Raw genomic sequence first — 25,204 nt, 5'->3', positions numbered from 1 at the left:
CTTCCCCGCGCGGACGGCAAACGGCGCGCAACAATCGCCGCACTTCACGGGAACCCATGCACACCATGAGAACCACGCAGCGCCTGATACAGATCAGTGACACCCACCTGGGCCGCGAGCCTGGGCCAATCCGGCCCGGCTATCCGGACAGCGATACCCAGCTGGAGCGAATCCTGGGCGCCCTGCCCCGGGAGCCGGCGGCGGATGCCCTGCTGCTGAGCGGCGATCTGGCCGAGGATCCGGATCCGGCGACGTATGCACGGCTGGCGCGACTGCTACGCAGCCGGCGCGAACCGATGCTCGCACTCGCCGGCAACCATGACGATTCCCGGACCCTGCGCGCGGCCCTGGAGCGCGAAACCTGTCAGGTCCATGGCGAGATGATACTAGGCCCCTGGAAGCTGATCGGCCTCGATTCCAGCACCCCCGGCGAGGCGGCGGGCCGTCTGGACACGGCACAGTGCGAGCGCCTGGAACAAAGCCTGTCGGCCCATCCGGATCACCCCACGATCGTCGCCCTGCATCATCCGCCAGTGGCCATCGGCAGCGCCTGGATGGATCGGCTGGGGCTGCTCGATCCGGACGCGCTGTTTGCGGTGCTCGACCGCCATTCGCAGGTGCGCGCCTGCCTGTTCGGACACATCCACCAGGACTTCCGGGATCGGCGGGGTTCGATCGAGCTCCTCGGGAGCCCATCGACCTGCGTGCAGTTCACGCCAGGCTCCGAAAAGTTCGCCGTGGATGCGGCCCTGGACGCCGGCTACCGCATCCTGGATCTGTACCCGGATGGGCGATTCGAGACGCAGGTGGTCCGTGTACCCGGGACCCACACAGCCGCGGAGCCTTCGGCATGAATACGCCAGACGCCCGCACCCAGGCCCTGCAGCACTGGCTGGATACCCTGCCCGGGACGTTCGGGGATCTGCGCCTGCTGCGTGCGGATGCGAGCTTTCGCCGCTATTTCCGGGCCCGCCGGAACGGGGTATCGGTGGTAATCATGGACGCCCCGCCCGAACGCGAGGCGACCTGGCCCTTCGTACGGATTGCTCGGCTCCTGGAGGGTCTGGGGCTGCGACCGCCCCGAGTGCTCGAACACGACGCCGACTCGGGCTTTGTTCTTCTGGAGGATCTGGGGGACCGCACCTTCACCCAGGCCCTGGCCGAGGGGGCGGACGAATGGCCTCTGTACCAGCGCGGACTGGATACACTGGCCACGCTCCATCGGCGCTGGCCGGAACAAGGGCGCGCCGATGGCATCCCTCCCTACGACCGCGAGCGCCTACTGGCAGAGACGACCCTCTATGCGGACTGGTACTGGCCGCGGCTGTGGGGTCACACCATGCCGGATGCCATGCGCTCAGAGTTCGACACTGCCTGGCACCAGGTGCTGGATGCCCTGCCGGGCCTCCCGGACACCCTGGTGCTGCGCGATTTCCATGTCGACAACCTGATGCTGCCTCCCGGCGACGAGCAGGCCTGCGCGCTGCTGGACTTTCAGGATGCGGTGATTGGCAGCCCCGCCTACGACGTGGTCTCGCTGCTGGAAGATGCCCGTCGCGAGGTCTCGGCCGACACGGTCGCCCACGGGCTCGAACACTATCTGGCGAACGCGGACCTCCCCCGCGCGTCGTTCATGGCGCACTATCACGTGCTGGGCGTTCAGCGCACGGTGAAGATCCTGGGCATCTTCGTGCGCCTCGCGGAACGCGACGGCAAGCCCCGCTATCTGGAGCACCTGCCGCGCCTGCACCGGCTACTGGAACAGGGACTGCGTCACCCGGAGCTGGAGCCGGTCGCTCGCTGGTTTTCCGCCCACGCGGCCAGGGAGCACGCCTGATGCGCGCGATGATCCTGGCCGCCGGACGCGGCGAGCGCATGCGCCCGCTCACCGACCATTGCCCAAAGCCACTGCTGCCGGTCGCCGGGCGCCCGCTGATCGCCTACACCCTGGAGCGCCTGGCTCGGGCCGGCTACCGCACGGTGGTGATCAATACCGCACACCTGGGCGAACAGATCCGCGAGACCCTGGGGCGCAAATATGCAGGCATGCGGCTGTTGTACTCCGAGGAGCCGGAGGGTGCCCTGGAAACCGCGGGAGGTATCCGTCAGGCCCTGCCCCTGCTGGGCGACGAGCCGTTTCTGGTGGTCAATGGCGACGTCTGGTGCGAGCACCCGCTTCACCCGCCTGCGAAACGACTGCTCACGGAGAGTGGCCGGCTCGCGCACCTGGTGCTGGTGGACAACCCGGCGCACCACCCGCAGGGCGACTTTCGGCTCTCGGACGGACGGGTATCGCTGGGTCAGGGCACACCGCTGACCTTCAGCGGCATCGGCTGGTATCACCCCGCGCTGTTCGCGGACCTGCCCGAGGGTCGCCGCCCACTGGGCCCCTTATTGCGCGAGGTCATCGACGGTGGTCGCGTGAGCGGAGAGCACTACCAGGGGGACTGGCGCGACATCGGCACGCCCGAGCGCCTCGCGGCGCTGGAGGTGGACATCGACCAGCGCCGGGATCACGGCTTGATGTAGGTATACCCCGCGCGCTGCAACCGGGTCAGCTCGCCAATACCCGAAGGTACTCGGTCCTCGGGCTGGGCATCGTACAGATCGTCCAGCCCGATCCCCCGCTTGTCCAGCGTGTTGCCACAGACCAGAAACCGCACATCCTGCATCTTCAGGGTGTCCACCGTGGCGCGAAGGTCCGGTTCCTCGTTCGCGTACTGCAACAGGCTGACTCCGCCACCGTGCATCACGACCTTGATCTCGAGGCGATCCATCCCACTCCCGTCGATATGGTTCTGCAGGTTGCGCAGGGCGTTCAGGTGCAGGGCCGGATCATCGGCGTTGATGTGGTAGACCACCTGCAGCGTGTCGTCGGCATCAGCGGCAGCGCCGTTTCGCTCGGGCCCGAACAAGGCCCAGCTGCCCCCCAGCGACAGGAGAAAAAGGGCCCCGGCCAAGAGCCAGCCCGGGCGCGCAAAGCGCGCAGGAAAAGGGAGGGGGTTCATCGCCACCCTGGGCCCACGGGACGCCCCGCGACGGGTGCGATCATACCTTGATGTAGATCCAGCCCTCGGCCTGGCGGCGGGCGGCCTCGGCCACGCCGGAATCGATTCGTTCCGCCTGCGGGAGAATGTCCACCGCGCCACCCTCCTCGCGCGCGAGACGTTCGAGGGTCTGGGCACAGGCCGTGAAACGCAGGCTCGAATACTCCTCGCTCAGTGCCGCGATACGTTCGGGATAGGGGGCCCGGTCCGTGCGCAGGAAGTCCATCGCATTGTTGTGCACCACGACCTGCACGTTCAGTTCGCGACCATCGGCCGCCGCATCGCGGTACATCGCTTCGATGTCGTCCAGCAGCTCGGACATGGATTTCGGATCAGCCTCGTTGACATGCAGCAGGATCTGGTCGGTCTCGGTCGCCGCGACGACCTGCGGGGCAGCATCGCCAGCCTGATCGCCACGGACCATCAGCGCCGTCTCCCCGGCATCGCCACCGATCTGGGCGGTGGGCTCACCGCTCGCCAGGAAGCCGGCATCGCGCGTGATCTCGTAGCCCGCCAGGGACCCCAGCACCAGCGCCACGACCCCGGCCGCCATCGACGGGAACCAGTGACTGCGGGAGGACCGGGAGATGCGACAGCGTCCGCCACCGGACTGGGCCGTGGGCAGATCCTCGTAGGCCATGCCCACCAGCTCCTTGAGCTGGTGCATATCGCAGACCTCGCGGCTCAGCCGCTCGCTGGAGGAGATTAGCTTCAGTGTATTGAGGCGGTCCTCGGGCGAGAATTCGCCATCGACGAACGCATTGAGGATCTCCTCGCTGGGGCGATCCTGCGCATTGAGACGGTGTTCAGCCATGCCGATTCCTCACTACCTGGAGATGGGGTCCATCGGCCGCTTGCCCCTGGTCGGCCCGCTGATCCAAAAGCACCTTTTTCAGTTGCGCCCGAGCCCGGCTCAGGCGACTCATCACGGTCCCGATCGGCACATCCAGCACCTCCGAGACCTCCGAGTACGCGAACCCCTCGAGGTCCACGAGCGACACCACCTGTCGGTGATCCGCGCTCAACTGCGCCATCGCGCGGTGGACATCTGCGACCATCCGGTTGCGTTCGGTCTGCATCTCCGGACAGTCCTCGCAAGGCAGCTCCATGCTGTCCACGTCCACCGTATCCTTTTGCCGCCGCCCCCAGTCCCGGTAGCAGTTGGTCATGATGCGGAACACCCAGGCCTTCAGGGCGCTCTCGTCCTGCAACGATTTCAGCCGGGTCAGGGCCTTCATCATCGCTTCCTGCACCAGGTCGTCGGCCAGGGCGGCATCGTGACACCAGGCAAAGGCCATGCGGTACATCTGCGGCCGAAGGTCACAGACCTTCTGGCGCAACCGCCTCTGCGCGAACCAGGTCGCCATGTTGTATTTCCTCCATCCGCAGGGCCGTACGTGCGGCCTTGCTTGTTCTTGTACCTTGTAGGACGCTACCCCACGCAGCGCTATTCCGGTCCAGGCCCTTCTCTTTGTGGCCCGCGTCCCGAATCCCCAGCCTCAGGATACCCAATGCCCTTCGATCCGCAACAACTGGAAGCCTCCTTTGCATTCGACCCGGAGACCACCCGTGACCTGCGCGAGCGCTGGTCGCGCCTGATCACGGATGCCGTCTGGGGCGACCTGAAGACCGGGACCATCGGGGCAGTGCCCCGCCTGCGCAAGCGCCTGCTGGAGCTGGGCGAGAACCTGCGGTCGCTGCTGTCCGACCGCGCCTGGATTCCGCACGAGCGCGAACGCGTGAAGGGGGCAATGGCGGCCGCGCTCAACCTGCGCGACAGCCTGCAGCAGACCGATCGTGCGGCGAAACTGCTGAACGGCGGCGAGGATTTCGCAGCCTTCGAGGCCGACTACCTGGCCTTTCGCAAGGCGCTGCTCACCTTCGTCGAACAGCACGAACAGGTCTGGGGCGACCTCCTCGAGAGCCTCTACGACGACGCGTCGGACGAGGACTGACCTTGGGTCAGGAGATCGCCGACGAGCACTTCGGCGCCCAGGATTACGAGCGCTTTCGCGCCGCCCTGAGCCGCGAGACGGAACTGCTGCACGAATGGCTGGAACAGCAGGCGGATGGCCCGGTGGTCCCGCCACGACTCGGATTCGAGATCGAGGCCTGGCTTTGCGATACGGCCGGGCGTCCCCTGCCGATCAACCAGGCGGTCCTCGAGTCCATGGACAGCCCGCTGGCCACGCTGGAACTCGCCCAGTTCAACCTCGAACTCAACTCCTCGGTCTTTCAGGTGGGGCCCGGATGCTTCGCGGCGATCCTCGCGGAGTTGAAGGAGACCCTGCGCCAGGCGCGCCGCGCCGCACGCCACCACCAGGCCGAACTGCTGATGGCGGGCACGCTCCCGACCCTCCAGCCGGAGGACCTCGGCCTGCGCCACATGTCCCCCCAGGCGCGTTATCGCGCGCTGAACACGGCGGTGCTGGAACAGCGCGCACAGCGCCCGCTCCAGCTCGACATCGTCGGGCGCGAGCACCTGCAGCACACCCACCGCGACGTGATGCTGGAGGCCCTGGCCACCTCGTTCCAGGTCCACACGGAAACCCGCCCCGCGATTGCCCACCGCGTCTACAACGCCAGCTTGGTGGCCAGCGCCCCGGTACTGGCCGCGGCCGGCAATACCCCGTTCGTGTTTGGTCATGACCTGTGGTGCGAGAGCCGTATCCCGGTGTTCGAGCAATCGGTCGAGGTGGGCGGCTTCGCCGGCAGCGCACGCGGCCCGATCCGGCGCGTGACCTTCGGCACGGGATACCTGCATCAGTCGATTGGCGAGCTGTTCACCGAGAACCTGGAGCACTTTCCGGTCCTGCTGCCGGCAAGGTTCGATGCCCCGCCACAGGAGCTGCGTCACCTGGCCCTGCACAACGGGACGATCTGGCGCTGGAATCGGCCGATCGTGGGCATCGACGAACGCGGTCGACGCAACCTCCGACTGGAGTTCCGCTGCCTCCCGGCCGGGCCGACGCTGATCGACATGCTGGCGAACACAGCGTTCTCGATGGGGCTGACCGAACACCTGATTCACGAGTCACCCGACGGCACCCTGGGTACGCCCTTCTCGGAGGCACGCGACAACTTCTACAATGCCGCGCGCCACGGGCTGGATGCCCGGCTGCGCTGGGGACACGCATCACCGGAGCCGGCGCCCCGCCTGATCCGGCGACACCTGCTGCCCCGGGCCGCCGCGGGACTCGAACGCCTGGGCGTCGATCCAGCCGAGGCCAACAGCCTGCTCGGGATCATCGCGGCACGCACCGCCACGCGGCAGACCGGGGCTCGGTGGCAGCGCGACTGGGTCGCGCGTCACGGGCGCGACTGGTCCGGTCTCGTGCGCGCCTATCGCGGCTGGCAGAACACCGGCTCGCCGGTCCACACCTGGGGGCTCTGATTCGACCCATGACCAAGAACCTGCCCGAACTGCACGAACTGCCCGATGGCTTTCTCGACGCCACCCCGCAGAGCCTGCACGAATGCGTACCCGAGCCCACCCTGATCCACCTGGAGGGGCAGCGCAGCCCGGCGGTCGCGGTCGTCCTGCTGCTGCATGGCAACGAGCCCGTGGGCCTGCAGGCGGTCCAGCGGCTGCTGCGGCACTACACGGGGAAACCCCTGCCGCGCACACTGACGCTGGTCATCGGCAACCCTCGGGCCGCAGCCGTCAGCCAGCGCCATCTCGACGAGCAGCCGGACTTCAATCGCATCTGGCCCGGCACCGAACAGGCTGGATCTCCGGAGGCCGAGCGCTTCGCCGACGTCTGCCGTCGCCTCGAACAACGCGGGCTGTTCGCCGCGGTCGACCTGCACAACAACACCGGGCGCAACCCGCATTACGCCTGCATCAACAGCCTGGACCCGGCGTTCATGAACCTGGCCGCGCTGTTCAGCCGCACCGTGGTCTACTTCACGCGCCCACGCGGCGTCGCCTCGATGGCGCTGGCGCGGATCGCCCCGTCCGTCACGCTGGAATGTGGCCCGCCGAATGACGAATCGGGCATCCAGCACGCCTTCGAGATGCTGGACGCAGTGCTGCACCTGGACCACTTTCCGGAACACCCGCCGCGGCCGGGCGACATCGAGATCTTCCACACCGTGGCCCAGGTACGCGTGCGACCCGGGCTGCAGGCCGGGCTGGACGCACAGCACGATGTCCGGCTCGAACCCGACCTGGACCGCCTGAACTTCCAGCTGCTCCCGGCCCGCTCGACACTGGTACGTATCCGCCCCGAGGTGGACAGCCCACTGGTCGCGATCGCCGAGGACGGGCGCGAAGTGACCGGTGAGTATCTGGAGACGCGTGGCGACGAGATCCGGCTCAAGCGCGCGGCGATGCCGTCGATGCTGACGCTGGATTCGAGGGTGATCGCGCAGGATTGCCTGTGCTACCTGATGGAGCCGCTGGCCCTGCCCTGAGGCGAGAGGTCCACCCCTGAGAGCTCAGGGGCAGCCCCACCCTACCTACTTCTTGCTGCTGGCCCGACGCTTGGTTGCGGTGGTACCGGTCTTGCCGTCGTTCAGGCTGATGATCTGCGTCTTGCTGGTGCGGTGGCGGTAGATCTCGCGCAGGTAGCGAATCGCCTGCTTGACGTTCTCGCGACTCAGGCGGATGTCGTTGATCGAGACGAAGCTTTTCTCGTCGCTGCACATCTCGCGATACTTCTTCTCGTACATCGGCTTGATCGCGTACCAGTTGGTATCGAGGATGCGCGTCGGGTTCTCGAATTCGTTGAGCATCTCGTCCACGCGCTGCTCGTCGAATTCCTCGGCCCGGATCAGGTCCAGCACCGCATGGTCGAGGGTGTCATCGAAGCGGGTCTTGTCATTGGCGAAGCAGCGCTTGATGTAGGCAACGAACAGGGTCAGGAAGTCGTCCGACAGGCAGGGACTCTTCACCACCAGGGTGGTCAGCGACAGGTTGGCCGAGGCCCCGATGACCAGGGCATAACGCTTGAGCGTGGTGTTCGGAAACAGCCCGTTCAGGTGCGTCTTCAGCCGGTTCAGGTCCATGTAGGACAGCTTGTAGTCCTTGGGCAGCGACAGGATCGTGACGATGGACGAGCAGTTCTTGAAGAAGTGCAGGTCGCGCAGGTGGACCGCGTCCATGCTCGACTCCTTGTACTTCTTCAAGGCCTCGCGGTAGCGCGGGGCATCGATCGGCAGCAGGCTGATGCCCTCGATCGCCTCGGTCTGCTTGTTAAAGTGCGGCAGGTCGATGGACCGATAAAACAGATCGTCGATATCCAGCGGGCCGTGCCCGACCGGGGCGTGCTCGCCAGTGGCCACCTCGGACTCCGCATAGGCCACGGCGACCGGCCCCGCCAGACTCATGAACAGGTCGTTCGCATCGAGGCGGATCGTCTCGCCAATGTCGACCCCGGCGCGGCGGAAGTAGTCTTCGTCGTAGTCGGTGGTTACTGCCTGCGCGGTCAGGATGTTGAAGATCTGCTGGGAGATGTACTGGTTCGCGTACTTCTCCATGGCGTTCACGTCGACATTGCGGATATTGCCGTCGTCGGTCTCCTCCGCGTAGCGCATGATGTCGTTGGAGATCAGCATCATCGCGTTCCAGGGGCGGATGCGGTGCATCATGTCCTCGTCGCGGGTCTCCTCGGCCTCGAAGTTGTAGGAGAAGTCCCATTCCTCCGCGAGATACTTGCACAGCAGGCGCCCGGCATTGATGTGCAGCGCCTCGGACATCTCCACCCGGTTGTCCTGGATGTTCGGCAGGATGCAGATACCGGCGGCAAAGATCGGCTCGAACACGAACGAGTGGTCGCGGTTGGCCTTGTCGCGCTTTTCCAGCTTCGGGTCGAAGGTCTTGCGCATGTAGGAGTACTGCTGCGCAAGCCCGAACTCGGAGGCCATGCCGGAGCCCGTACCCCCGCCCGCGCTGAAGATGTAGAAGTACAGCCGCGACTGGTTGGCCTTGATGCCGCAGGAATCGATCAGATAGGAGTGGATGAATTTCCAGTCCTCGTTGGAAAACTGATCGGTGTCCTTGTTCAGGATGATGCGCGCAAGGTACTGACCCAGGATGGGCGCGTTACCGGCCCCGCCGGCATGCACCTCGGACAGATCCATGATCTTCATCTTGTTGTAGTTGTCGATGAAGTTGTCCTGCCCGGCACGGCTGGAGAAGCGAATGCGCCCCTCGATGTCCTTGTCCAGATCGCCCAGCATCACCATCGGCTCGATCAGGAACACCGGCTTCACCGCATTGGACGGCGGCAGGTTCAGGCTCTTGCGAATCCAGCGCAGCGGCCGCACCTCCTTCTCGCGACCACCATTTTCTTCGTTGTCCAGCTCGCGCATGTATTCCGAGCGAGCGCTGTGGACCAGCGCCGCGACATCGAGGGCCACATTGGAGCCGCAGCGCCCGACGCCGATCAGACACACCGACGGGAAGCACTGCTGCTTGTGTTCGTCGGCGGCGCTCCCCTTGGTCAGTCGCGGGAATACCGTGCTGCGCAGATGATCGAGATTTTCGAGGATCCGGTCGAGGTCGCGCTCGGTAAAGTAGTGCGGTTCTGCGCGATCCTGGGTGGTGCGCATCGAGGCACGCCCGCCCCCGGCGGCCGGCACGGCCGCACGCGGCCGGTCAGGCGTTGCCACGGGCGTTCCACGCACGGCATTGCCCGTATCCTCGGGAGGGTTCTCCGGCGCGCGATCGCTGGGCTTGGACGTGGACATGCCTGTACTCCTGTATGAATCGCTCGAAAATGAGCGCTGGTTCCTTGCGCCTCGCACTAAAGCATGGCAGGCGAAGGGTTTCAAGCAGACAGGAAGGACGGGGCAGGAACGCCTTCGGCGCAAGAAATTACAGGCAGGCAGGCGTCCGCTCAGCAGACGGCGCAATCAGACAAGAGACGGACGACGAAAGGAATACGTCGTCGTAGAAAACTCAGTCGTCCCGCTCCACGCGCTCGAGAACCTGCTGGATGTGGTCACCCTTGCGGTAGTTCGGGAGGTCCCGCTGCATGTCGGCCAGGGCCTTCTCGCGCGCCTGCTCGCTGTCATACCAGCGATAGGACTCCCAATCGGGCCCCAGCAGGTGCGGCATGGCCATGGTGCTGCCTTCCGGCAGGCGGATGCGGATTCCGTAACGTTTCATGGAGTTCGTCCGATGTTGGTCCCAATGAGCCGGGCCGGCCGGGGCGCAGTCTAGCCGAGCCCCGAAAGGCCAGCAACAAACCGGGACAGCCCTCGGAACGAACAAGGGGCTGCCGAAGCAGCCCCTTGCGGGAAGACGGTGGTGGCTACGCCCTGATTCGAACAGGGGACCCCATCATTATGAGTGATGTGCTCTAACCAGCTGAGCTACGTAGCCACGCGGGGTGCGAATTCTCCGGAGCCGCCCGCACAAAGTCAAGTCGATGCGCGAAGCGGGTCAGATCTGCAGGCGCTCGACGACCCGCCCGTTCTTCAGGTGTTCCTCGAGGATCTCGTCGATGTCGCGCTCGTCGTGGTAGGTGTACCAGACACCCTCTGGATAGACGACGGCGATCGGGCCCTCGTTGCAGCGGTCCAGGCAGCCGGCGGTATTGACCCGTACCTGCCCCTTGCCGTGGATCCCCATCGCCTTGGCGCGATCCTTCGCGTAGGCGCGCATTTCGGTGGCTCCGTGGTCCTCGCAGCAGTTGTCGTCTTCGCGGCAGTTGGTGCAGAAGAAGATGTGGCGTTCGTAGTAGCCCATCGTGTGCTCCGTCTTTCGATCAGCGCATGATAGCGCGGTACGCGGCCGATCCGGTTACTGGAAGCGATAGACCAGACTCACGTCGGTGATCGTGTCGGTCTTCTCGGTGCCCGGATCGACATCGGTGTTGTGCTTGACCGTGAAGCTCGTACGCAACGACAGCTGATTGGTCATGTCGGCGGTAAGCGCCAGGATGTTTTCGATCTCGGTATTGTCGGAACCGGCCAGGATCAGCAGCTCGTCAGTCAGGCGTGCATTCTCGGAGAAGTCCCAGCGGAAATTGCCGGCCAGACGGCCCACGGGCTCGCGTTCGGTAGTTCCCTCGGCGCGCTGCTTGTACTGACGCATACCGCCACCCGCTTCGGCATCCAGCTTGACCGTCTCGCGATCGACCAGGCGGCGGCCGTAACCACCGGTCAGCGAGCTCTGATAGACAAAACTGCTGAAGCGATCACGCTCGTAGCGCGCCGCACCGAACAGGTAGTCATGTTCAGCCAGCTTGCGGTCCAGCTGGTAGCTGCCCACATAGCGCTGTCCGGTCGTGTCGTCATCTTCCTCATGGTAGTGCCCGTCCAGGCGTATGCGGTTGCGCCATTCTTCCGCCGTATGTTCCGAACGGAACCGGGTCTTGGCGGTGGTGGACTCGGTATTGCCGGTGGTCTTGGAGGCCCCCAGCTCGATACTGGTCTCCCAACCCTCCGCATCCCAGGCGATGGCCGGCAGGGCTGGTATGCTCACCAGCATGAACAGTGCAAGCGAGGAGCGAAGGGGTCGGGACGAACGCGGCATGGAAGATCTCCCGGAACAAGACAGTGGGGGCGAAACCCTAGCAAAGCCCTTGGGTACTTCGGACCAACCGCCCCGATTTCAGGGTCTTTCCGCGGCCGATCAGTGCGTGCACTGCGGGCTATGCCTGCCGCACTGTCCCACGTACGGCTGGCATCAGGTCGAAGGGGACTCGCCGCGCGGGCGTCTGACCCTGATGCAGGGGCTGGCCCAGGGCCGGCTGGAGCCGCAATCATCCCGCCTGCGCGAGCACCTGGAGGGCTGCCTCGGCTGCCGCAGCTGCGAGGTCGTCTGTCCGGCGCGTGTCCCGTTCGGCGCATTGATGGATCGCGCACGCGAGATCCTCGAGGACCACCCACCGGAGCCCCGCCCCGGCAGTCTCAGATTGCGACAGTCCCTGCAGACCGCCGCCCTGCGCCATGGGTCGCTGCGTGCCCTCGGGGGCGTGACCGCCCGCGTCGCCCGCAAGACCGGGGTGCAACGCTGGCTGCGCCCCGGCCAGCCGCTGTGGCGCACCCTGGACCATACCCGTGCCTCGCTGGCACCGGCGCCGCAGCTGGCGGGCACCGTCGCCCCGGAGCACGCGGATGCCCTCCTGTTTAGCGGGTGCATGGATCGCTTCTTTACCGGACCGGACCTGGAGGCCGCGCTCGCCGTACTGCAACAGCTCGGATTCCGGATCGCGGTGCCGCGCGGACAGGTCTGCTGCGGGGCACTGGAGCAGCATGGCGGGCGGCCACAGGCGGCACGCACCCTGCAGCAGCGCAATCTGGAGATCCTGGACGGCGAGGCCCCGGTGATCACCCTGGACAGTGGGTGCGAAGCCACGCTGCGCGAGGTCCCCGAGGGCAGCCTGGGGGGGCGCAGCATGAGCCTGACCCGTTTCCTGAGCGAACACCTGAAGGCCGAGCCCGCGCCTCCGACCTGGCGCGACAGCGCGGTACGCGTCGCGCTGCACCTTCCTTGCACTCTGCGCAACGTGACACGCGAGACGCGCGACCTGACCGGGCTGTTGCAACAACTGCCAGGCGTCACCCTGACTGACGTATCCGGCGCCCCGAACTGCTGCGGTGCGGGTGGCACCGTGATGCTTGCGCTGCCGGAGATGTCCGACGGGCTGGGCACGGCCACCCTGGATGCGCTGACCGCCGCTGCGCCGGATCTGATCGTGAGCCCGAATGTCGGTTGCAGCGTCCACCTGCGTGCGCTGGCAGACGACCGCGGGGGACCGCCAATCCTTTCGCCAGCCCGCTTTCTCGCCAGTCGGCTCGGCTCCGGCCCCTCTCCGACCTGACGGCCGCAATCGCTTGCGTTACGCTAGGCTACCAACGCGAGCGTGTACATTAATCAGTGTTTCCCTAGAGCCATTCCCTGCGAAACGGGCATCACCATGCGCAAACTCAGCCCCCTGGATCACCTGATCGGCCAGGCCGATGCGTTCGTCAAGGTCGTGGCCGGCCAAGCCCGCTCCACCGGCCGCCCGTCGCCCGGGGGCGACGACTGGCCGCACCTGGAAGAGGACGACCGCAAGCTGTCGACCCGCCTGATGCGGGTCAACCATGCCGGCGAGGTCGCCGCGCAGGGGCTGTACCAGGGTCAGATGCTGACCGCGCGCAACCCGCAGATCCGCGAGCACCTGGACCAGGCCTCGCGCGAGGAAGGCGACCACCTGCACTGGTGCGCGCAGCGTGTGCACGAGCTGGGCGGCCACACGAGCCTGCTGGGGCCGTTCTGGTACATCGGTTCGTTCGGGCTCGGCGCCGTGGCGGGACTGGCAGGGGATGCGTGGAGTCTGGGCTTTATCGACGAGACCGAGCGTCAGGTCGAGCGCCACCTGGACCGCCACCTGGAGCGCCTGCCGAAGAGCGACGAGACCTCCGCCCGTATCCTCGAGCAGATGAAGCAGGACGAGGTGGAACACGGGGCGCATGCCATGGCGCTGGGCGGCCGGCCGCCCCCCTGGCCGGTACGCAACGTGCTGATGCCGCTCACCTCCGGCGTGATGACGCGCACCGCCTACTGGATCTGACTCGGCTCGCCGGCACCACCGGCGTTATTCGTCGGCCGGGATGTCGCAGCGGTTGGGCAGATCGAAGTGCTCGATGCCCTCCAGGATGCCGCGCGCATAGGTCGCGTCGGCGAAGAAGATGCGCTGGAACCCGCGCAGCCCTTCCAACTCCGGCTGGTGATTCCCGACCACGACCCCGAGCAGCCGCCCGCGCAGCATGTCCTCGTCGTTACCGGAGTCCCCGGCGACCAGCACATGTTCGAGCGGGATGCCCCACTTGTCGGACAGGTAGCGCACCGCGAGCCCCTTGGAGGCGCGCACCGGGAGCAGATCCAGATAGCGCTTGTGCGAGTAGATCACGCGCGCGTGCAGATCCTCGCGGTACAGGCGGGTCTCGACGCTCTCGGCATCCAGCTCCCCCGGAGGATCGACGAAGAAGCTCACCTTGAATGCCCGCTGGTCCTCCTGTGGCTGCAGCTCCAGCCCGGGCACCTTCAGCAGACACTCGCGCAGGCGATCGGGCTCCCAGCGATGACTGATATGCCGCGCCCAGCCACGATCCTCGGTCCGGTCCACCCCGTAATGGATCTCACTGCCCACCGAGGTAATCCAGACATCCGGGGCGGGCACTCCGTGTTCTTCCAGCACGGCCGCGGCGGAGTCCACCCGGCGACCCGTGGCGACGCCGAACACCACCTGCTTGCGGTGACGCTTGAGCCAGGCCACAAAGGCCCGCGTGGCCCTGGCATCACCCAGCAGTGTGTTGTCGATGTCCGTGATCACGGCGCGATCGGCCTTGGCCAGCCGACCGGAGGTCGAGCGCTGCTCGCGCCGCGTCTGGCGCACCTCCTTGCTGAGCTCCTTGACCAGCTTCACGTACTTCTCGGCATGCCCGTCCCAGGAGTAGTGCTGGCGCACGCCCTTCAGGCCCGCGCGCGAATAGCGCTGCCAGCGCGGGCGGTCCGCGAGGATGCCCTGGATCGCATCGGCGATCCCTTCCGGGTCCAGCGGATCGACCAGCAACCCGTTGTGGCAGCGCGAGATGATCTCCTCGGGACCCCCGTCGTTGGTGGCGACGATCGGGGCGCCGCTGGCGGCGGCCTCGATCAGCGTAAGGCCGAACGGCTCGGTCAGCGCGGGGTTGACGAACACCCCCTTGCTGGATGCGACCAGGCGGTAGAGATCGGGCACGTCCTCCGAGCTGTGGTGCTTCGGATAGGCCACGCGGCCGTAGAGGTCGTGGCGGTCGATGCGCAGCAAGAGGTCCGTCAGTACGTCGCGCGCGCCCTTGTCGAGGTCGCGGATGTCGTCGCGATTACCGGCCACGATCACCAGGTTGGCGTTCTCCTGCAGCCACTCGTTGCCGGCATAGGCCTCGACCAGGGCACGGATGTTCTTGCGCTCGTCGGCCCGGGAAAGCGCCATGATCAGCGGGCGGTCGGGCTTTTGCAGGAACCGCCGGATCTCGGGCCAGATGGGCGGCCTGCGCTGGCCGCGCTTGGGTGGATGGAAGCGTTCGAGGTCAGTCCCCGGCGGGATCACCTCCATGCGCTCGGGCTGGTAGTTGTCGTACGCCGCATACTGCTCGCCAATCTCCTGGCGCGTGCTGGCGATCACCCGGTGGGCATGGGCCAGGGCCTCTTCCTCGGCGTGGATGCGGGTGGCGATGTTGTAGCGCGACTCGATGTCGTCGTCGGACATCCCGCCCTCGCGCAGGCGCTCGCGCTTGACCCGACCCAGGGAATGCCCGGTCTGGAGCATCGGCGCGCCCAGCAGGTTGGACAGGCGCACCGCCACATGTCCGGCATCGGCATAGTGCCCGTGAATCACGTCCGGGCGCAGCCCGACCTCTCGGATATGCCCGAGGGCGTTGTCGGCGAAGCAGTCGAGATACGGCCAGAGCTTTTCCTTGCGCAGGTAGCGCCTGGGCCCGCAGTCCAGGCGCACGATGAAGGCGCCGTCGCCGAGCGACTCCTCGCGCTGGGCATAGTCGTCCGAGACGCGGTTATCGACAATGCGCCGTGTCAGCAGGTCGACCCGCCCCACCTGCGGGTGTCGCGCCAGCGCCCGTGCCAGCTCCACCACATAGAGCGTCTGTCCGCCGGTATCGGCGTCGCGCCCCAGCTCCAGATCCTGCCCCCGGATCAACCCGTGGACACTGATCAGGACGAGATACAGACCCTCGCCGTCACGGGCCTTGCTCTGGGTCTTTTTCATCGACGCACATCCTCATGGCAATTCCGGTTCCGGGCTGTCGAACAGGCTCATGGTCTCGGGGTTGTCGAGCAGCGCCTGCGACACCAGCACGGCGGTGGCCGACCAGGTCTGCTGGTAGTTGGCGCGCCGACCGATCAGCCGGCCGTGACGGCCGTCGTAGTACTCCGGCCAGTCGTCGCGGTGCAGGCGTTCCGCCGCCACCGCATGCACGCTGCGCGCGAGATCCGGACGCCCGACCCGCAGCGCGGCACCGGTAAACGCCCACAGCAGCGCCGGCCAGTTGCCGCCGTTGTGGTACGACCACGGGGTATTCTTGGGATCGGAGCCGGTTAGTAGGCGCCATTCCTCGCCGCTCATGGCCGGGTAGCAGATCTTGACCGGCATGGTCCCGATCAGGTCCTCGAAGCGCTGCTCGAAGGTCTGCATGATGGAGCGCGACTCGCGCTCGTCGGCCAGGCCGAACAGGACCGCCAGCAGATTGCCGAAGCTGAAGAAGCGAAAGTCCATCCGCCCAGGGCCGAGGTTGCCGACCAGGTACCCGCTCTCCGACGGCAGCCAGTCCACCAGCCAGTCAGGGATGCTCTCGGGGTAGATGTTCAGCGCGTTCTCCGACTCGTGGCCGAAGTGCTCGGTGCGATAGCGATGGATGTCGTTCAGCCGCTCCAGATCCAGCCAGTAGTAGTGGCGGATGTAGTCGGACAACTGCCGGGTACGGATCGCGGACTGCTCGCAGAGCTGCTCGGAGTCGGTATCACAGGGTTCGAGCATCGCCAGCGAGGCCTTCAGCATGCCGTAGAACAGTGCCTGGATCTCCAGCGGATGGCCGAACACGCCCATGCGCCGGTCGATCATGAAGCTGCCGTCCGGCACCAGCAGGGTCGGGAAGACCTCGAAGCGGTCCTGCAGACAGATACTGAGGATCAGCCGGATACCGCGCTGCACATCCGGCGACTTGATGAAGTCGTGATCCCCGGTCTGGTTCTGGTAGGCACGCAGCAGGAGCACCCACCACATCATCGAATCCACCGGTGCCACGCGCCCGATCGCCCGGTCACCGAAGTCCGCGGCCAGGGCCTCGCGACCGTTCTCGTCGGTAAACACGCGAAAGCTCGCCGGCATCACCCGCGGCAGCCGGCGGTGACCCTCGATCTCCTCCTGGGTATCGCGGATCTGCAGGATCAGCGACAGAAAATCGCGCACGGCCTCCGGTTCGTCGTTCAGCAGATAGACAAGCCCGGAAGGCACAAAATCGCGGATGAAGCAGTCGGCATAGTTCTCGGCCGGGGCGCGGGCATCCAGGCTGGCGACCGTGCCGACCGTCCGCCCCTGGTAGCGGACCTCGGCATCGCGCAGCAACTGGAACGCCGCCTCCAGCGTCGGGTTGCGGGCATCAGGTGGAAGCTGGTTCATGCCCTCGAGTCTATGTAAACGCGTGCGCTTGTGCACGCCCGGGCAAGACCCGCGCGGTCATGCCCCCGGGTGTACCGGCAGGGGTGGCTCGGCGGCCGGGCGGGCGAACAGGTAGCCCTGGCAGTAGTCGACCCGGTCCTTCAGCCACTGCCACTCCCCCGGGGTCTCGATGCCCTCGGCGATGATCTGTACGTCGAGTTCACGCGCGAGCTCGACGACCTTGTCGAGGATCTTCTGCTGATAGGGATCGCCGTCGATACCGCTGACCAGTTCGCGGTCGATCTTCACGAAATCCGGGCGCAACTGAGACAGCATGTTCAGCGAGGCATAGCCTGCGCCGAGATCATCCAGGGCAACCTGGAACCCGGCCCGGCGATACCGGTCGACGATCCCGGCCAGATGATCCAGCTCCTTGACCTGATCACTCTCGATCACTTCGAACACAAAACCGCTCGGACCATCCCCCTCCGGGCGTGACAGGATCTCGCGCACGGTCGTTTCCAGACAGAAGGCTGGGTCGTAGATCGCGGTCGGATTGAAATTGATGAACAGGTGGCTACCGATACCCCGCTCGGACGCCCGCCGAATGGCATTGATACGCGCCGAGCGGTCCAGATGGAACAGCAGTTCGGCGTTGCGCGCGGTGCGAAACAGCTCGTTCGGGGGGATGATTCCACCGTCCGGCGCACTGGCCCGAACCAGGGCCTCGTAGGCGAAGACCTCGGTGGGACGTGCCGCATGCACGATCGGCTGAAAGTGAAAGTCCAGCGCGTCGTTCGCCAGGATGACCGACAGATCACGGGCATTGTGACGCGCGATCAGCGTGGACAGCAGATGGGTGTCCTGCAGATGTCCGAGACCGAACTGCTCGCCCTCCGGCACAAAGGTCGCGCGGCAGCCAGCCTGCTCGGATCCGCTCAGCACCTGATCCAGCCGAGCCAGCGCATCCCCCAGCCCGCCCGCGCCGGACACCGGCATCGCCAGGATACCGGAGGTCGGCTCGCTGCAGGGGATCTGTTCCTCGACCATCCGGCGCCGCAGAGCGCTGCGGGTGTGCGCCAGCACCGGCGCCAGAAAAAGGGTGCCGGCCTCCGCCGGCAACAGGTGGATCCGTTCACAATCCGGGCAACTCACGACCACCTCCAGCGGTCTCGCCTGGCCACGCCATGTCCGGGCTGCCAGTGGTAGGATCAGGCGGGCGGCACAACGTGACAGCACGCATGTGTCATGACCATATCACCCCTGCGGAGGCTGCATGAAAGATTCCGGATTTTCCGACGACGACCTGCGCCGCCGACTGACCCCCGAGCAGTACCGCATCGCCCGCGAAGGCGCCACCGAGCCGCCATTTACCGGCGCCTACAACAACCACAAGGACGATGGCATCTACCACTGCGCGGTCTGCGGGGCCGCCCTGTTCGACTCCGCGACAAAGTTCGATTCCGGCTCGGGCTGGCCCAGCTACACGGCACCGGCGGCACCCGACGCGGTCACCGAGCATCGTGACCGTTCGCTAGGCATGGAGCGCACCGAGGTCCGCTGCGCGGATTGCGACTCGCATCTGGGGCATGTCTTTCCCGACGGCCCGGCCCCGACTGGTCTGCGCTACTGCATCAACTCCGCCGTGCTCGATTTTCGCCCGCGCGACTGAACAGGTTGCCAACCGACTGGAAAGGAATCCCGTGCCCTCTTCGACCACGCCGCGCGAACGCGTGAACGTCCTGCTGCTGGCCACGGCACAGGCGCTGTTCCTGATCGCCGCAGTCACCGTGATGACGCTGAGCGGCGTGGTCGGCGAACGCCTCGCGGCCGATCCCGCCCTGGCCACCCTGCCGGTCGCCGCGATGATGGTCGGCACCCTGGTTACTACCCTGCCGGCCTCCCTGTTCATGAAGCGCTTCGGACGGCGCACCGGCTTCCTGCTGGGCACCAGCGTGGGCGGGGCCGGTGGCGCCGCGCTGGCTGCGGCCGGGGTCTTCGCCGAGGCCTTCTGGCTGTTCGTGCTGGGCAATCTGCTCCTGGGAGCCTACCAGGCCTTCGCGATGTACTACCGCTTTGCCGCCGCCGACGTGGCCAGCCCCGCCTTTCGCCCGCGCGCGATCTCGCTGGTCATGGCCGGTGGCGTCGTGGCCGCCTTCCTCGGCCCCTGGAACGCCCACCATGCCCAGGCCCTGCTGCCGGGCACGCCGGAGGCTGGCCCCTACCTGGTCCTCGGCGCCCTGGCCCTGCTGGCGATGGCACTGCTGGCCTGGCTGCGCGTGCCGGCGCCACCGCCGGAGGAACGCGGCCCGGCCCGGCCGATGCGCGAGATCCTGCCGCAAGGGCGCTTCCTCGTGGCACTGACCGCGGCCGCGCTGGGCTATGCGGTCATGGTGCTGCTGATGACGGCGACGCCACTGGCCATGCGCCAGGCGGGGTTCGACATGGGCCAGATCGCACTGGTGATGCAGTGGCACGTGCTGGGGATGTTCGCGCCCTCGTTCGTAACCGGCCACCTGATCACCCGCCTCGGGATCACGCGCATCCTGGCACTCGGCAATGCACTGGTGCTGTTCAGCGTGGCGACTGCCGCGCACGGGGAGACGCTGGGGCATTTCTGGCTGGCGCTGTTCCTGCTGGGGGTCGGCTGGAACTTCCTGTTCATTGGCGGCAGTACGCTACTGACGACCACGCATACCGCCACCGAGAAGGGCAAGGTCCAGGGCGTGAACGACCTGACCATCTTCACGCTGGTCACGGCCGGCTCGCTGCTGGCCGGGGCGCTGCTGCGGCCACTGGGCTGGGACGGCCTGAACCTGGCCATGCTGTCGGTGATCGCGCTACTGACCATCGCCATCGCCTGGCTCTGGTTCGACGACACCCGCGCCCCGGCGCGCGCCTGACACACGCCGAACCCTGATCTACCGTTGCCGGGCCGCCTGCCTAGTTGAGGCTGGCCCTGGTTCGGCATCCGGTGTTTACGTGCCTTCGGTCCGCATACTGCCGTGCGCTGTCTCGGCAGCGCACCCCGAGCTACTTCTTTGCTCGTGCAAAGAAGTAGCCAAGAAACACGCCCGGGATTCGCCCGGGAACCTTGCTCCGGACGCGCCAGGCCGGCGGCGCTGAAACTCGCTGCGCTGTCGCTTCGCTCAGACAGTCAGCGCCTTCTCCCGGCCTGTCACGCCCTCCACAAGGGGCTCATATCGGGAGGGTAGGTCAAGACAGGGGGTGTTCCAGCACCTGCCGTAAGCCCCGAACTGTAGGGTGCCGTTGAGCGCAGCGAAACGCACCATGCCAACGTCGGGGCAACCCTGATGCGATTCGCTGCGCTCATCACATCCTACGATGGGGTCCGGCGCCCGCTTGCGGGCGCGGCACGCCAGGGCCGCAGGCCGCGCGTGCCAAGATGTCCGAATACCTAGTTTCCATCCATTGGCACGAACGTCAGGACAGCCGTTGTCTTGACCTTATCCCCCCGTATGAAGCCCCTTGCGGAAGGGCCCTCGGGACGGAAGAGAGGCGCTGACTGTCTGAGCGGAGCGTAGCGTAGCGAGTTTCAGCGCCGCCGGCCCGAGGGCCCTGGAGCAAGGTCCCCGGGCGGAATCCGGGTGCCCTTCTTTGGGTACTTTCTTGGGCAAGCAAGAAAGTGCCTCGCGGCGCGCTCGCGAGTGAGCGCACGGCAGGCGGCCGGACGAAGCCACCGTAAACTCCAGAGGACGAACCAGGCCCCGCCCCAGCAGGGCAGGCGGCCCGGCAACGGGAAATCAGGGTTCGGCGCGTGGGGCGGATGAGGCGCGGGCGCCGCGGCGTTCGCCGTCGACGTCGGTGACTTCGGCGTCGAGGTCGTGCAGGCGGCGGGTAGTCGCCAGCGGCGAGGTGGTGCCGCGCGCGACCAGGCTGTAGGCCGCCGGGATCACGAACAGCGTGAACAGCGTGGCGAACAGCACGCCGGAGAACACCGCCACCCCGATCACGAAGCGCGTCTCCTCGCCCGGCCCGGAGGCCAGGATCAGCGGGATCGACCCGGCTACGGTGGTCAGCGCGGTCATCAGCACCGGCCGCAGGCGCATACGCGCCGCCTCGACCACGGCGGTGTCGAAATCGCGCCCGCGGTCACGCAACTGGTTGGCGAACTCGACAATCAGGATGCCGTTCTTCGCCGCCAGCCCGATCAGCATGACCATTCCGATCTGGCTGTAGATATTCAGGGTCTGGCCGGTCAGGTGCAGCCCGAGCAATGCCCCGACCACCGCGAGCGGTACGGTCAGCATGATCACGAACGGGTGCACGAAGCTCTCGAACTGTGCGGCCAGCACCAGGAACACAACCAGCAACGCCAGCGCAAAGACGAACAGGATCGCCTCGGATCCCGTGCGCAGGTCCAGCGACTCGCCCTTGTAGTCGATCCCGGCCTCGTCGGGCAGCAACTCCGCCGCCTTGGCATCCAGGGCATCCAGCGCCTGACCGAGCGTCATCCCGTCCTGCAGGCCGGCGGTCAGGGTGACCGAGCGGGAGCGGTTGTAGCGCTCCAGCGACGAGGGACCGGCGAACTCCTCGTAGGTGACCAGACTCGACAGCGGCACCATGGAGCCGGCCGCCGAACGCACGTAGAGGTTGTCGATATCCCCCGGGGTGCGGCGTTGGTCCGTCAGCCCCTCGATGATCACGTCGTACTCCTCGCCACGATCGACAAAGGTGGTCACATCGCGGCCGCCGAGCACGATGTCCAGCGTGCGCCCGACATCGCGCATGGATACGCCGAGGTCGCCTGCGCGATCGCGGTCCAGGCGTACATTGATCTGCGGCTGCGTGGGCTCGTAGTCGAGATCCACGCGTGTGAGGCCGTCAATGCCCTCGGCCGCCTCGCGCATGATCTCGCCCCACTCCTCGAGGGTGTCGTAGTCCGGCCCGGAGATCACGAACTGTACGGGCGGACCGATACGTCCGCGCGAGAGGCCCTGGCGCATGACCACGCGCGCCTCGACCCCCGGCATCTCTTCGACGATTTCCCTCACCTCGTCGATCACCTCCTGCCCCGACATGTCGCGGTCATCCCAGTGCTCGAGGATCGCGATCACAAAGCCGTTGTTCATCAGCTCCGAGCCACCGAAGCCGCGCGGCGTACGCACCAGGGCCCGGCGAATGGGACCATCCTCGATCAAGGGCTGGATGCGCGTCTCGATCTCGGCCATCTGGCGGCTCATGTAGTCGAAATTGGCCCCCTCCGGGCCGTCCACCATTACGAAGAAGGCACCACGATCCTCGTGCGGTGCGAACTCCTCGGGCAGGGTGTCGAACAGATACCAGGCCGCCGCGAGCACCAGGGCAAGGATCGGCACGATCAGCCAGGCGCCCTTCAGGCCGGTCTGCAGCGCCCGCCCGTAACCGCGTTCCAGGTAGGAAAAGCCACGGCTGATGAAGCGCGCCGCACCGGTGTCGTCGTCGCCCTTGTGCATCAAGCGCCCGGACAGCACCGGCGCGAGGGTGAGCGCGACAATACTGGAGAAGAACACGGCGATCGCCATCGCGATCGCGAACTCCGTAAACAGGCGTCCGACCGTACCCTCGAGGAAGGCCAGCGGCACGAATACCGCGATCAGTACCGAGGTGGTTGCCACGATCGCGAAGCCCACCTGCCCGGCGCCGCGATAAGCGGCCAGCAGGCCGGGCTCGCCACGCTCGATGCGGCGATGGATGTTCTCCAGCATCACGATGGAATCATCCACCACCAACCCGACCGCAAGCACCAGCGCCAGCAGGGTCAGCAGGTTGACCGAGAAACCGAACAGGTTGATGCCGATAAAGGCCGCCGTGATCGCCACGGGTACCGTGACCGCCGGGATGATGGTCGCCCGCCAGCTGCCCAGGAACAGCCAGATCACGAACACCACCGCCGCGGTTGCCACGGCCAGTGTGATGTAGACCTCGCGGATCGCCCCCTCGATGAACACCGACTCGTCGTAGGTGGTCACCAGCGAGGTGCCCTCCGGCAGGCTGTCCTGCAGATCGGCCGCCAGGGCCTTCACCCCGTTGGCGACATCCAGCACGTTTGCGTTCGACTGGCGGATGATCCCCAGCCCGATCATGTCCTCGCGGTTGCCCCGGAACTCGCTGCGTTCGGTGTCCGCGCCGATATTGACCTCGGCGACGTCGCTCAGCCGCACCAGCTGCCCTTCCTCGCCACGCTTGAGCACGAGGTTGGAGAAGTCCTCCGGGGTGCGGTACTGGCGATCGACCCGCACCGTGAACTCGCGCTCGACCGACTCCAGACGCCCGGCCGGGAGCTCGACGTTCTCCTGTTCCAGGGCATCGGCGATGTCCGTTACGGTCAGCTCGCGCGCAGCCAGGGCCTCGCGGTCCACCCAGATCCGCATCGCATAGCTGCGCGCACCGCCGCGGCGCACCAGCGCGACACCATCCACCACCGAGATGCGGTCGATCAGGTGACGCTCCGCGTAGTCCGCCAGCTCCAGCTGATCCATCGTGGTACTGGACAGGTTCAGCCAGAGGATCGGGTTGGCGTCGGCATCCGCCTTGGTGACCTCCGGCGGGTCAATATCCTCGGGCAGGTCGCGCATCGCGCGGCTGACGGCCTCGCGCACGTCGTTGGCCGCCGCGTCCAGGTCGCGATTCAGGTTGAATTCGATGGTAATGCGGGACTGGCCGTCCTCGCTGGTGGACTCCACATAGCGGATGCCCTCGATCCCCGCGACCCGGTCTTCCAGCCGCTGGGTCACCTCGCGCTCGATGATGTCGCCGCTGGCGCCAGGGTAGACGGTGTCGATCGTGACCACGGGCGGGTCCACGTCGGGGTATTCACGTAGCGGCAGGTTGTCGTAGGCGATCAGGCCGAAGGTAATCAGCAGCAGGTTGAAGACAATCGCCAGGACCGGACGGCGATTGGCGACATCCGAGATAATCATTGCGCGTCACCGGCCTCGCCGGTTTCCAGGAACTCGGGCACGCGCGGCGGCAGTACGCGCACGGACTGCCCGTCACGCACCCGGGACACGCCCTCGGAGACGACCACATCCCCGGTTTCCAGCCCGGAGAGGATCTCGGCAAAGCCCGGCATGCGCCGCCCGATGCGGATCCGTACGCGCTCTACCGTGCCGTCATCCAGATGGCGGAAGGTGAAGTGCTCATCCGCCACCTGCTGGATCGCGCCCTCGGGAATCGCGACCCGTTCGACCGGATCCAGCGCCAGGCGAATATTGACCAGCATCCCCGGGCGCAGGATGAAGTCGGGGTTGTCCACCGTCGCGCGCACCGTCAGCGTCCGGGTCGACACATCGAGGCGGTTGCTCACCGCAGAGACCTGCCCCTCGAACGCGCCGATCGCGCTGCGGCCCATTACCGTGCTGCCCAGTGGAATCGCGGCCGCGTGCCGCTCGGGCACCGCGAAATCGACCCTCACCCGTTCGATATCGTCCAGCTCCGCGATCGGGGTGCCGGGGCTTACCAGCGAACCGGGACTGACCTGACGCAGACCCAGCCGGCCGGAGAACGGGGCACGGATGGTGCGATTGGCCACACGCGCCTGGGCGGCCGCCAGCCGGGCCTCGGCCTCGCTCAGGCGCGAGCGCTGCTGGTCTACCTGCTGCTGTGTCACGACGCCATCGGCCACGCGATCGCGCACACGTTCCAGTTCGCGCCGGGCCTCCTCCACCTGGACCCGGGCCTCGCGCAGAGCCGCCTCGGCCTCGTCCGCATCCAGGCGCACCAGGACCTGCCCGGCCTCGACCTCGTCGCCGTCGTCGAACAGGACCTCGACCACGCGCTCGGTCACGTTTGCCGTGACCAGTACCGACTCGTTGGCGCGGACCGTGCCCAGGGACTCGACGATGGTTTCGAAGGTGCGCGGCTGCACGATGGAGGTCCGTACCGGGGTGCGACGATCCGTCTCCTCGGGGGCTTCATCAGTGGCCTGGCCCTCTCCGTTGGCCTCCGGACGTTCACCCTCGAACCCGTACCAGACGGCCACGCCAAGCGCCACCACGGCCAACAACCCCAGCAACCAGCCAATCGCCTTCACCCAGCCAACCCCTCGATACAAGGATG

At 66.6% G+C, this 25,204-nt stretch carries 22 protein-coding genes and 1 tRNA gene; 10 read left to right on the top strand and 13 right to left on the bottom strand.

The window, feature by feature from the left end; genetic code table 11:
* Positions 1 to 56: 56 nt before the first annotated feature.
* From C995_RS0108890 to murU, 3 genes are read left to right on the top strand one after another with little or no spacing between them, the layout of a single operon-like run.
* Positions 57 to 854: a metallophosphoesterase gene (locus tag C995_RS0108890; RefSeq protein ID WP_018864602.1), complete on the top strand. Its 798-nt coding sequence runs from the start codon at positions 57 to 59 to the stop codon at positions 852 to 854.
* Complete coding sequence (locus C995_RS0108885; protein WP_018864601.1) at positions 851 to 1,837, top strand: aminoglycoside phosphotransferase family protein; 987 nt, start codon at positions 851 to 853, stop codon at positions 1,835 to 1,837. The genes C995_RS0108890 and C995_RS0108885 overlap by 4 nt, the downstream gene beginning before the upstream one ends.
* The gene (murU, locus tag C995_RS0108880) at positions 1,837 to 2,529 is read left to right on the top strand and encodes an N-acetylmuramate alpha-1-phosphate uridylyltransferase MurU (RefSeq protein ID WP_018864600.1); all 693 of its coding nucleotides are present in this window, start codon (positions 1,837 to 1,839) and stop codon (positions 2,527 to 2,529) included. The genes C995_RS0108885 and murU overlap by 1 nt, the downstream gene beginning before the upstream one ends.
* Here murU and C995_RS0108875 read toward each other — a convergent pair.
* Genes C995_RS0108875 through C995_RS0108865 form a run of 3 tightly spaced genes read right to left on the bottom strand, consistent with a single transcriptional unit; the run spans position 2,514 to position 4,414 of the window.
* Positions 2,514 to 3,008 (bottom strand): DsrE family protein, encoded by a 495-nt coding sequence (locus tag C995_RS0108875; protein WP_018864599.1) that lies wholly within the window; start codon positions 3,006 to 3,008, stop codon positions 2,514 to 2,516. The genes murU and C995_RS0108875 overlap by 16 nt on opposite strands.
* A 40-nt stretch (positions 3,009 to 3,048) precedes the next feature.
* On the bottom strand, positions 3,049 to 3,861 hold the full coding sequence (locus tag C995_RS0108870; RefSeq protein WP_018864598.1) for a hypothetical protein: 813 nt from the start codon (positions 3,859 to 3,861) through the stop codon (positions 3,049 to 3,051).
* Entirely contained in the window at positions 3,854 to 4,414 is a 561-nt protein-coding gene (locus C995_RS0108865) for an RNA polymerase sigma factor (RefSeq protein WP_018864597.1), read from the bottom strand. Before C995_RS0108865 ends, C995_RS0108870 begins: the two co-directional genes overlap by 8 nt.
* A gap of 144 nt (positions 4,415 to 4,558) precedes the next feature.
* On the opposite strand from C995_RS0108865, the gene C995_RS0108860 reads away from it, so the two are divergent.
* Genes C995_RS0108860 through C995_RS0108850 form a run of 3 tightly spaced genes read left to right on the top strand, consistent with a single transcriptional unit; the run spans position 4,559 to position 7,463 of the window.
* On the top strand, positions 4,559 to 5,002 hold the full coding sequence (locus C995_RS0108860; protein WP_018864596.1) for a hypothetical protein: 444 nt from the start codon (positions 4,559 to 4,561) through the stop codon (positions 5,000 to 5,002).
* A 2-nt stretch (positions 5,003 to 5,004) separates the two neighbouring features.
* A complete protein-coding gene (locus C995_RS0108855; protein WP_018864595.1) occupies positions 5,005 to 6,441 on the top strand; it encodes a glutamate-cysteine ligase family protein in 1,437 nt (478 codons plus the stop codon).
* An 8-nt stretch (positions 6,442 to 6,449) separates the two neighbouring features.
* On the top strand, positions 6,450 to 7,463 hold the full coding sequence (locus tag C995_RS0108850; protein ID WP_018864594.1) for a M14 family metallopeptidase: 1,014 nt from the start codon (positions 6,450 to 6,452) through the stop codon (positions 7,461 to 7,463).
* Between the two features lie 45 nt (positions 7,464 to 7,508).
* On the opposite strand, the gene C995_RS0108845 is transcribed toward C995_RS0108850, so the two are convergent.
* The 5 genes from C995_RS0108845 to C995_RS0108825 form a co-directional block, all read right to left on the bottom strand.
* Positions 7,509 to 9,740 carry a hypothetical protein gene (locus tag C995_RS0108845; RefSeq protein ID WP_018864593.1) on the bottom strand — a complete coding sequence of 744 codons (2,232 nt, stop codon included), beginning with the start codon at positions 9,738 to 9,740 and terminating at the stop codon, positions 7,509 to 7,511.
* A 211-nt stretch (positions 9,741 to 9,951) separates the two neighbouring features.
* Positions 9,952 to 10,161, bottom strand: a complete 210-nt coding sequence (locus C995_RS0108840; protein ID WP_018864592.1) for a hypothetical protein — start codon at positions 10,159 to 10,161, stop codon at positions 9,952 to 9,954.
* A gap of 139 nt (positions 10,162 to 10,300) precedes the next feature.
* Positions 10,301 to 10,377, bottom strand: a tRNA-Met gene (locus C995_RS0108835).
* Between the two features lie 60 nt (positions 10,378 to 10,437).
* Complete coding sequence (locus C995_RS0108830; RefSeq protein WP_018864591.1) at positions 10,438 to 10,743, bottom strand: ferredoxin; 306 nt, start codon at positions 10,741 to 10,743, stop codon at positions 10,438 to 10,440.
* Positions 10,744 to 10,797: 54 nt separating this feature from the next.
* A complete protein-coding gene (locus C995_RS0108825) occupies positions 10,798 to 11,532 on the bottom strand; it encodes a YdiY family protein (protein ID WP_018864590.1) in 735 nt (244 codons plus the stop codon).
* A 106-nt stretch (positions 11,533 to 11,638) separates the two neighbouring features.
* Here C995_RS0108825 and C995_RS0108820 point away from each other — a divergent pair, with 106 nt between their 5' ends.
* Together C995_RS0108820 and coq7 are read left to right on the top strand one after the other, a co-directional pair.
* Positions 11,639 to 12,823: a (Fe-S)-binding protein gene (locus tag C995_RS0108820; RefSeq protein ID WP_081618887.1), complete on the top strand. Its 1,185-nt coding sequence runs from the start codon at positions 11,639 to 11,641 to the stop codon at positions 12,821 to 12,823.
* A gap of 96 nt (positions 12,824 to 12,919) precedes the next feature.
* On the top strand, positions 12,920 to 13,558 hold the full coding sequence (coq7, locus tag C995_RS0108815) for a 2-polyprenyl-3-methyl-6-methoxy-1,4-benzoquinone monooxygenase (protein WP_018862698.1): 639 nt from the start codon (positions 12,920 to 12,922) through the stop codon (positions 13,556 to 13,558).
* 24 nt (positions 13,559 to 13,582) lie between these two features.
* Here coq7 and C995_RS0108810 read toward each other — a convergent pair whose 3' ends face one another.
* From C995_RS0108810 to C995_RS0108800, 3 genes are read right to left on the bottom strand one after another with little or no spacing between them, the layout of a single operon-like run.
* A complete protein-coding gene (locus C995_RS0108810) occupies positions 13,583 to 15,754 on the bottom strand; it encodes an HAD-IIB family hydrolase (protein ID WP_018864588.1) in 2,172 nt (723 codons plus the stop codon).
* Positions 15,755 to 15,766: 12 nt separating this feature from the next.
* Positions 15,767 to 17,164: a glycoside hydrolase 100 family protein gene (locus C995_RS0108805; protein WP_018864587.1), complete on the bottom strand. Its 1,398-nt coding sequence runs from the start codon at positions 17,162 to 17,164 to the stop codon at positions 15,767 to 15,769.
* Positions 17,165 to 17,221: 57 nt separating this feature from the next.
* Positions 17,222 to 18,298 (bottom strand): EAL domain-containing protein, encoded by a 1,077-nt coding sequence (locus tag C995_RS0108800; protein WP_026279046.1) that lies wholly within the window; start codon positions 18,296 to 18,298, stop codon positions 17,222 to 17,224.
* 121 nt (positions 18,299 to 18,419) lie between these two features.
* Here C995_RS0108800 and msrB point away from each other — a divergent pair, with 121 nt between their 5' ends.
* Entirely contained in the window at positions 18,420 to 18,815 is a 396-nt protein-coding gene (gene msrB, locus C995_RS0108795; protein ID WP_018862690.1) for a peptide-methionine (R)-S-oxide reductase MsrB, read from the top strand.
* Positions 18,816 to 18,846: 31 nt separating this feature from the next.
* On the top strand, positions 18,847 to 20,046 hold the full coding sequence (locus C995_RS0108790; protein ID WP_018864585.1) for an MFS transporter: 1,200 nt from the start codon (positions 18,847 to 18,849) through the stop codon (positions 20,044 to 20,046).
* Positions 20,047 to 20,907: 861 nt separating this feature from the next.
* Here C995_RS0108790 and C995_RS0108785 read toward each other — a convergent pair.
* Positions 20,908 to 24,066, bottom strand: a complete 3,159-nt coding sequence (locus C995_RS0108785) for an efflux RND transporter permease subunit (RefSeq protein WP_018864584.1) — start codon at positions 24,064 to 24,066, stop codon at positions 20,908 to 20,910.
* Positions 24,063 to 25,178 carry an efflux RND transporter periplasmic adaptor subunit gene (locus C995_RS0108780; protein WP_018864583.1) on the bottom strand — a complete coding sequence of 372 codons (1,116 nt, stop codon included), beginning with the start codon at positions 25,176 to 25,178 and terminating at the stop codon, positions 24,063 to 24,065. Before C995_RS0108780 ends, C995_RS0108785 begins: the two co-directional genes overlap by 4 nt.
* Positions 25,179 to 25,204 lie beyond the last annotated feature (26 nt).

It is taken from the genome of Thioalkalivibrio sp. ARh3, from assembly GCF_000377265.1.
Classification (GTDB): Bacteria; Pseudomonadota; Gammaproteobacteria; order Ectothiorhodospirales; family Ectothiorhodospiraceae; genus Thioalkalivibrio; species Thioalkalivibrio thiocyanoxidans.
This window is presented reverse-complemented; position numbering and strand designations above follow the sequence as displayed.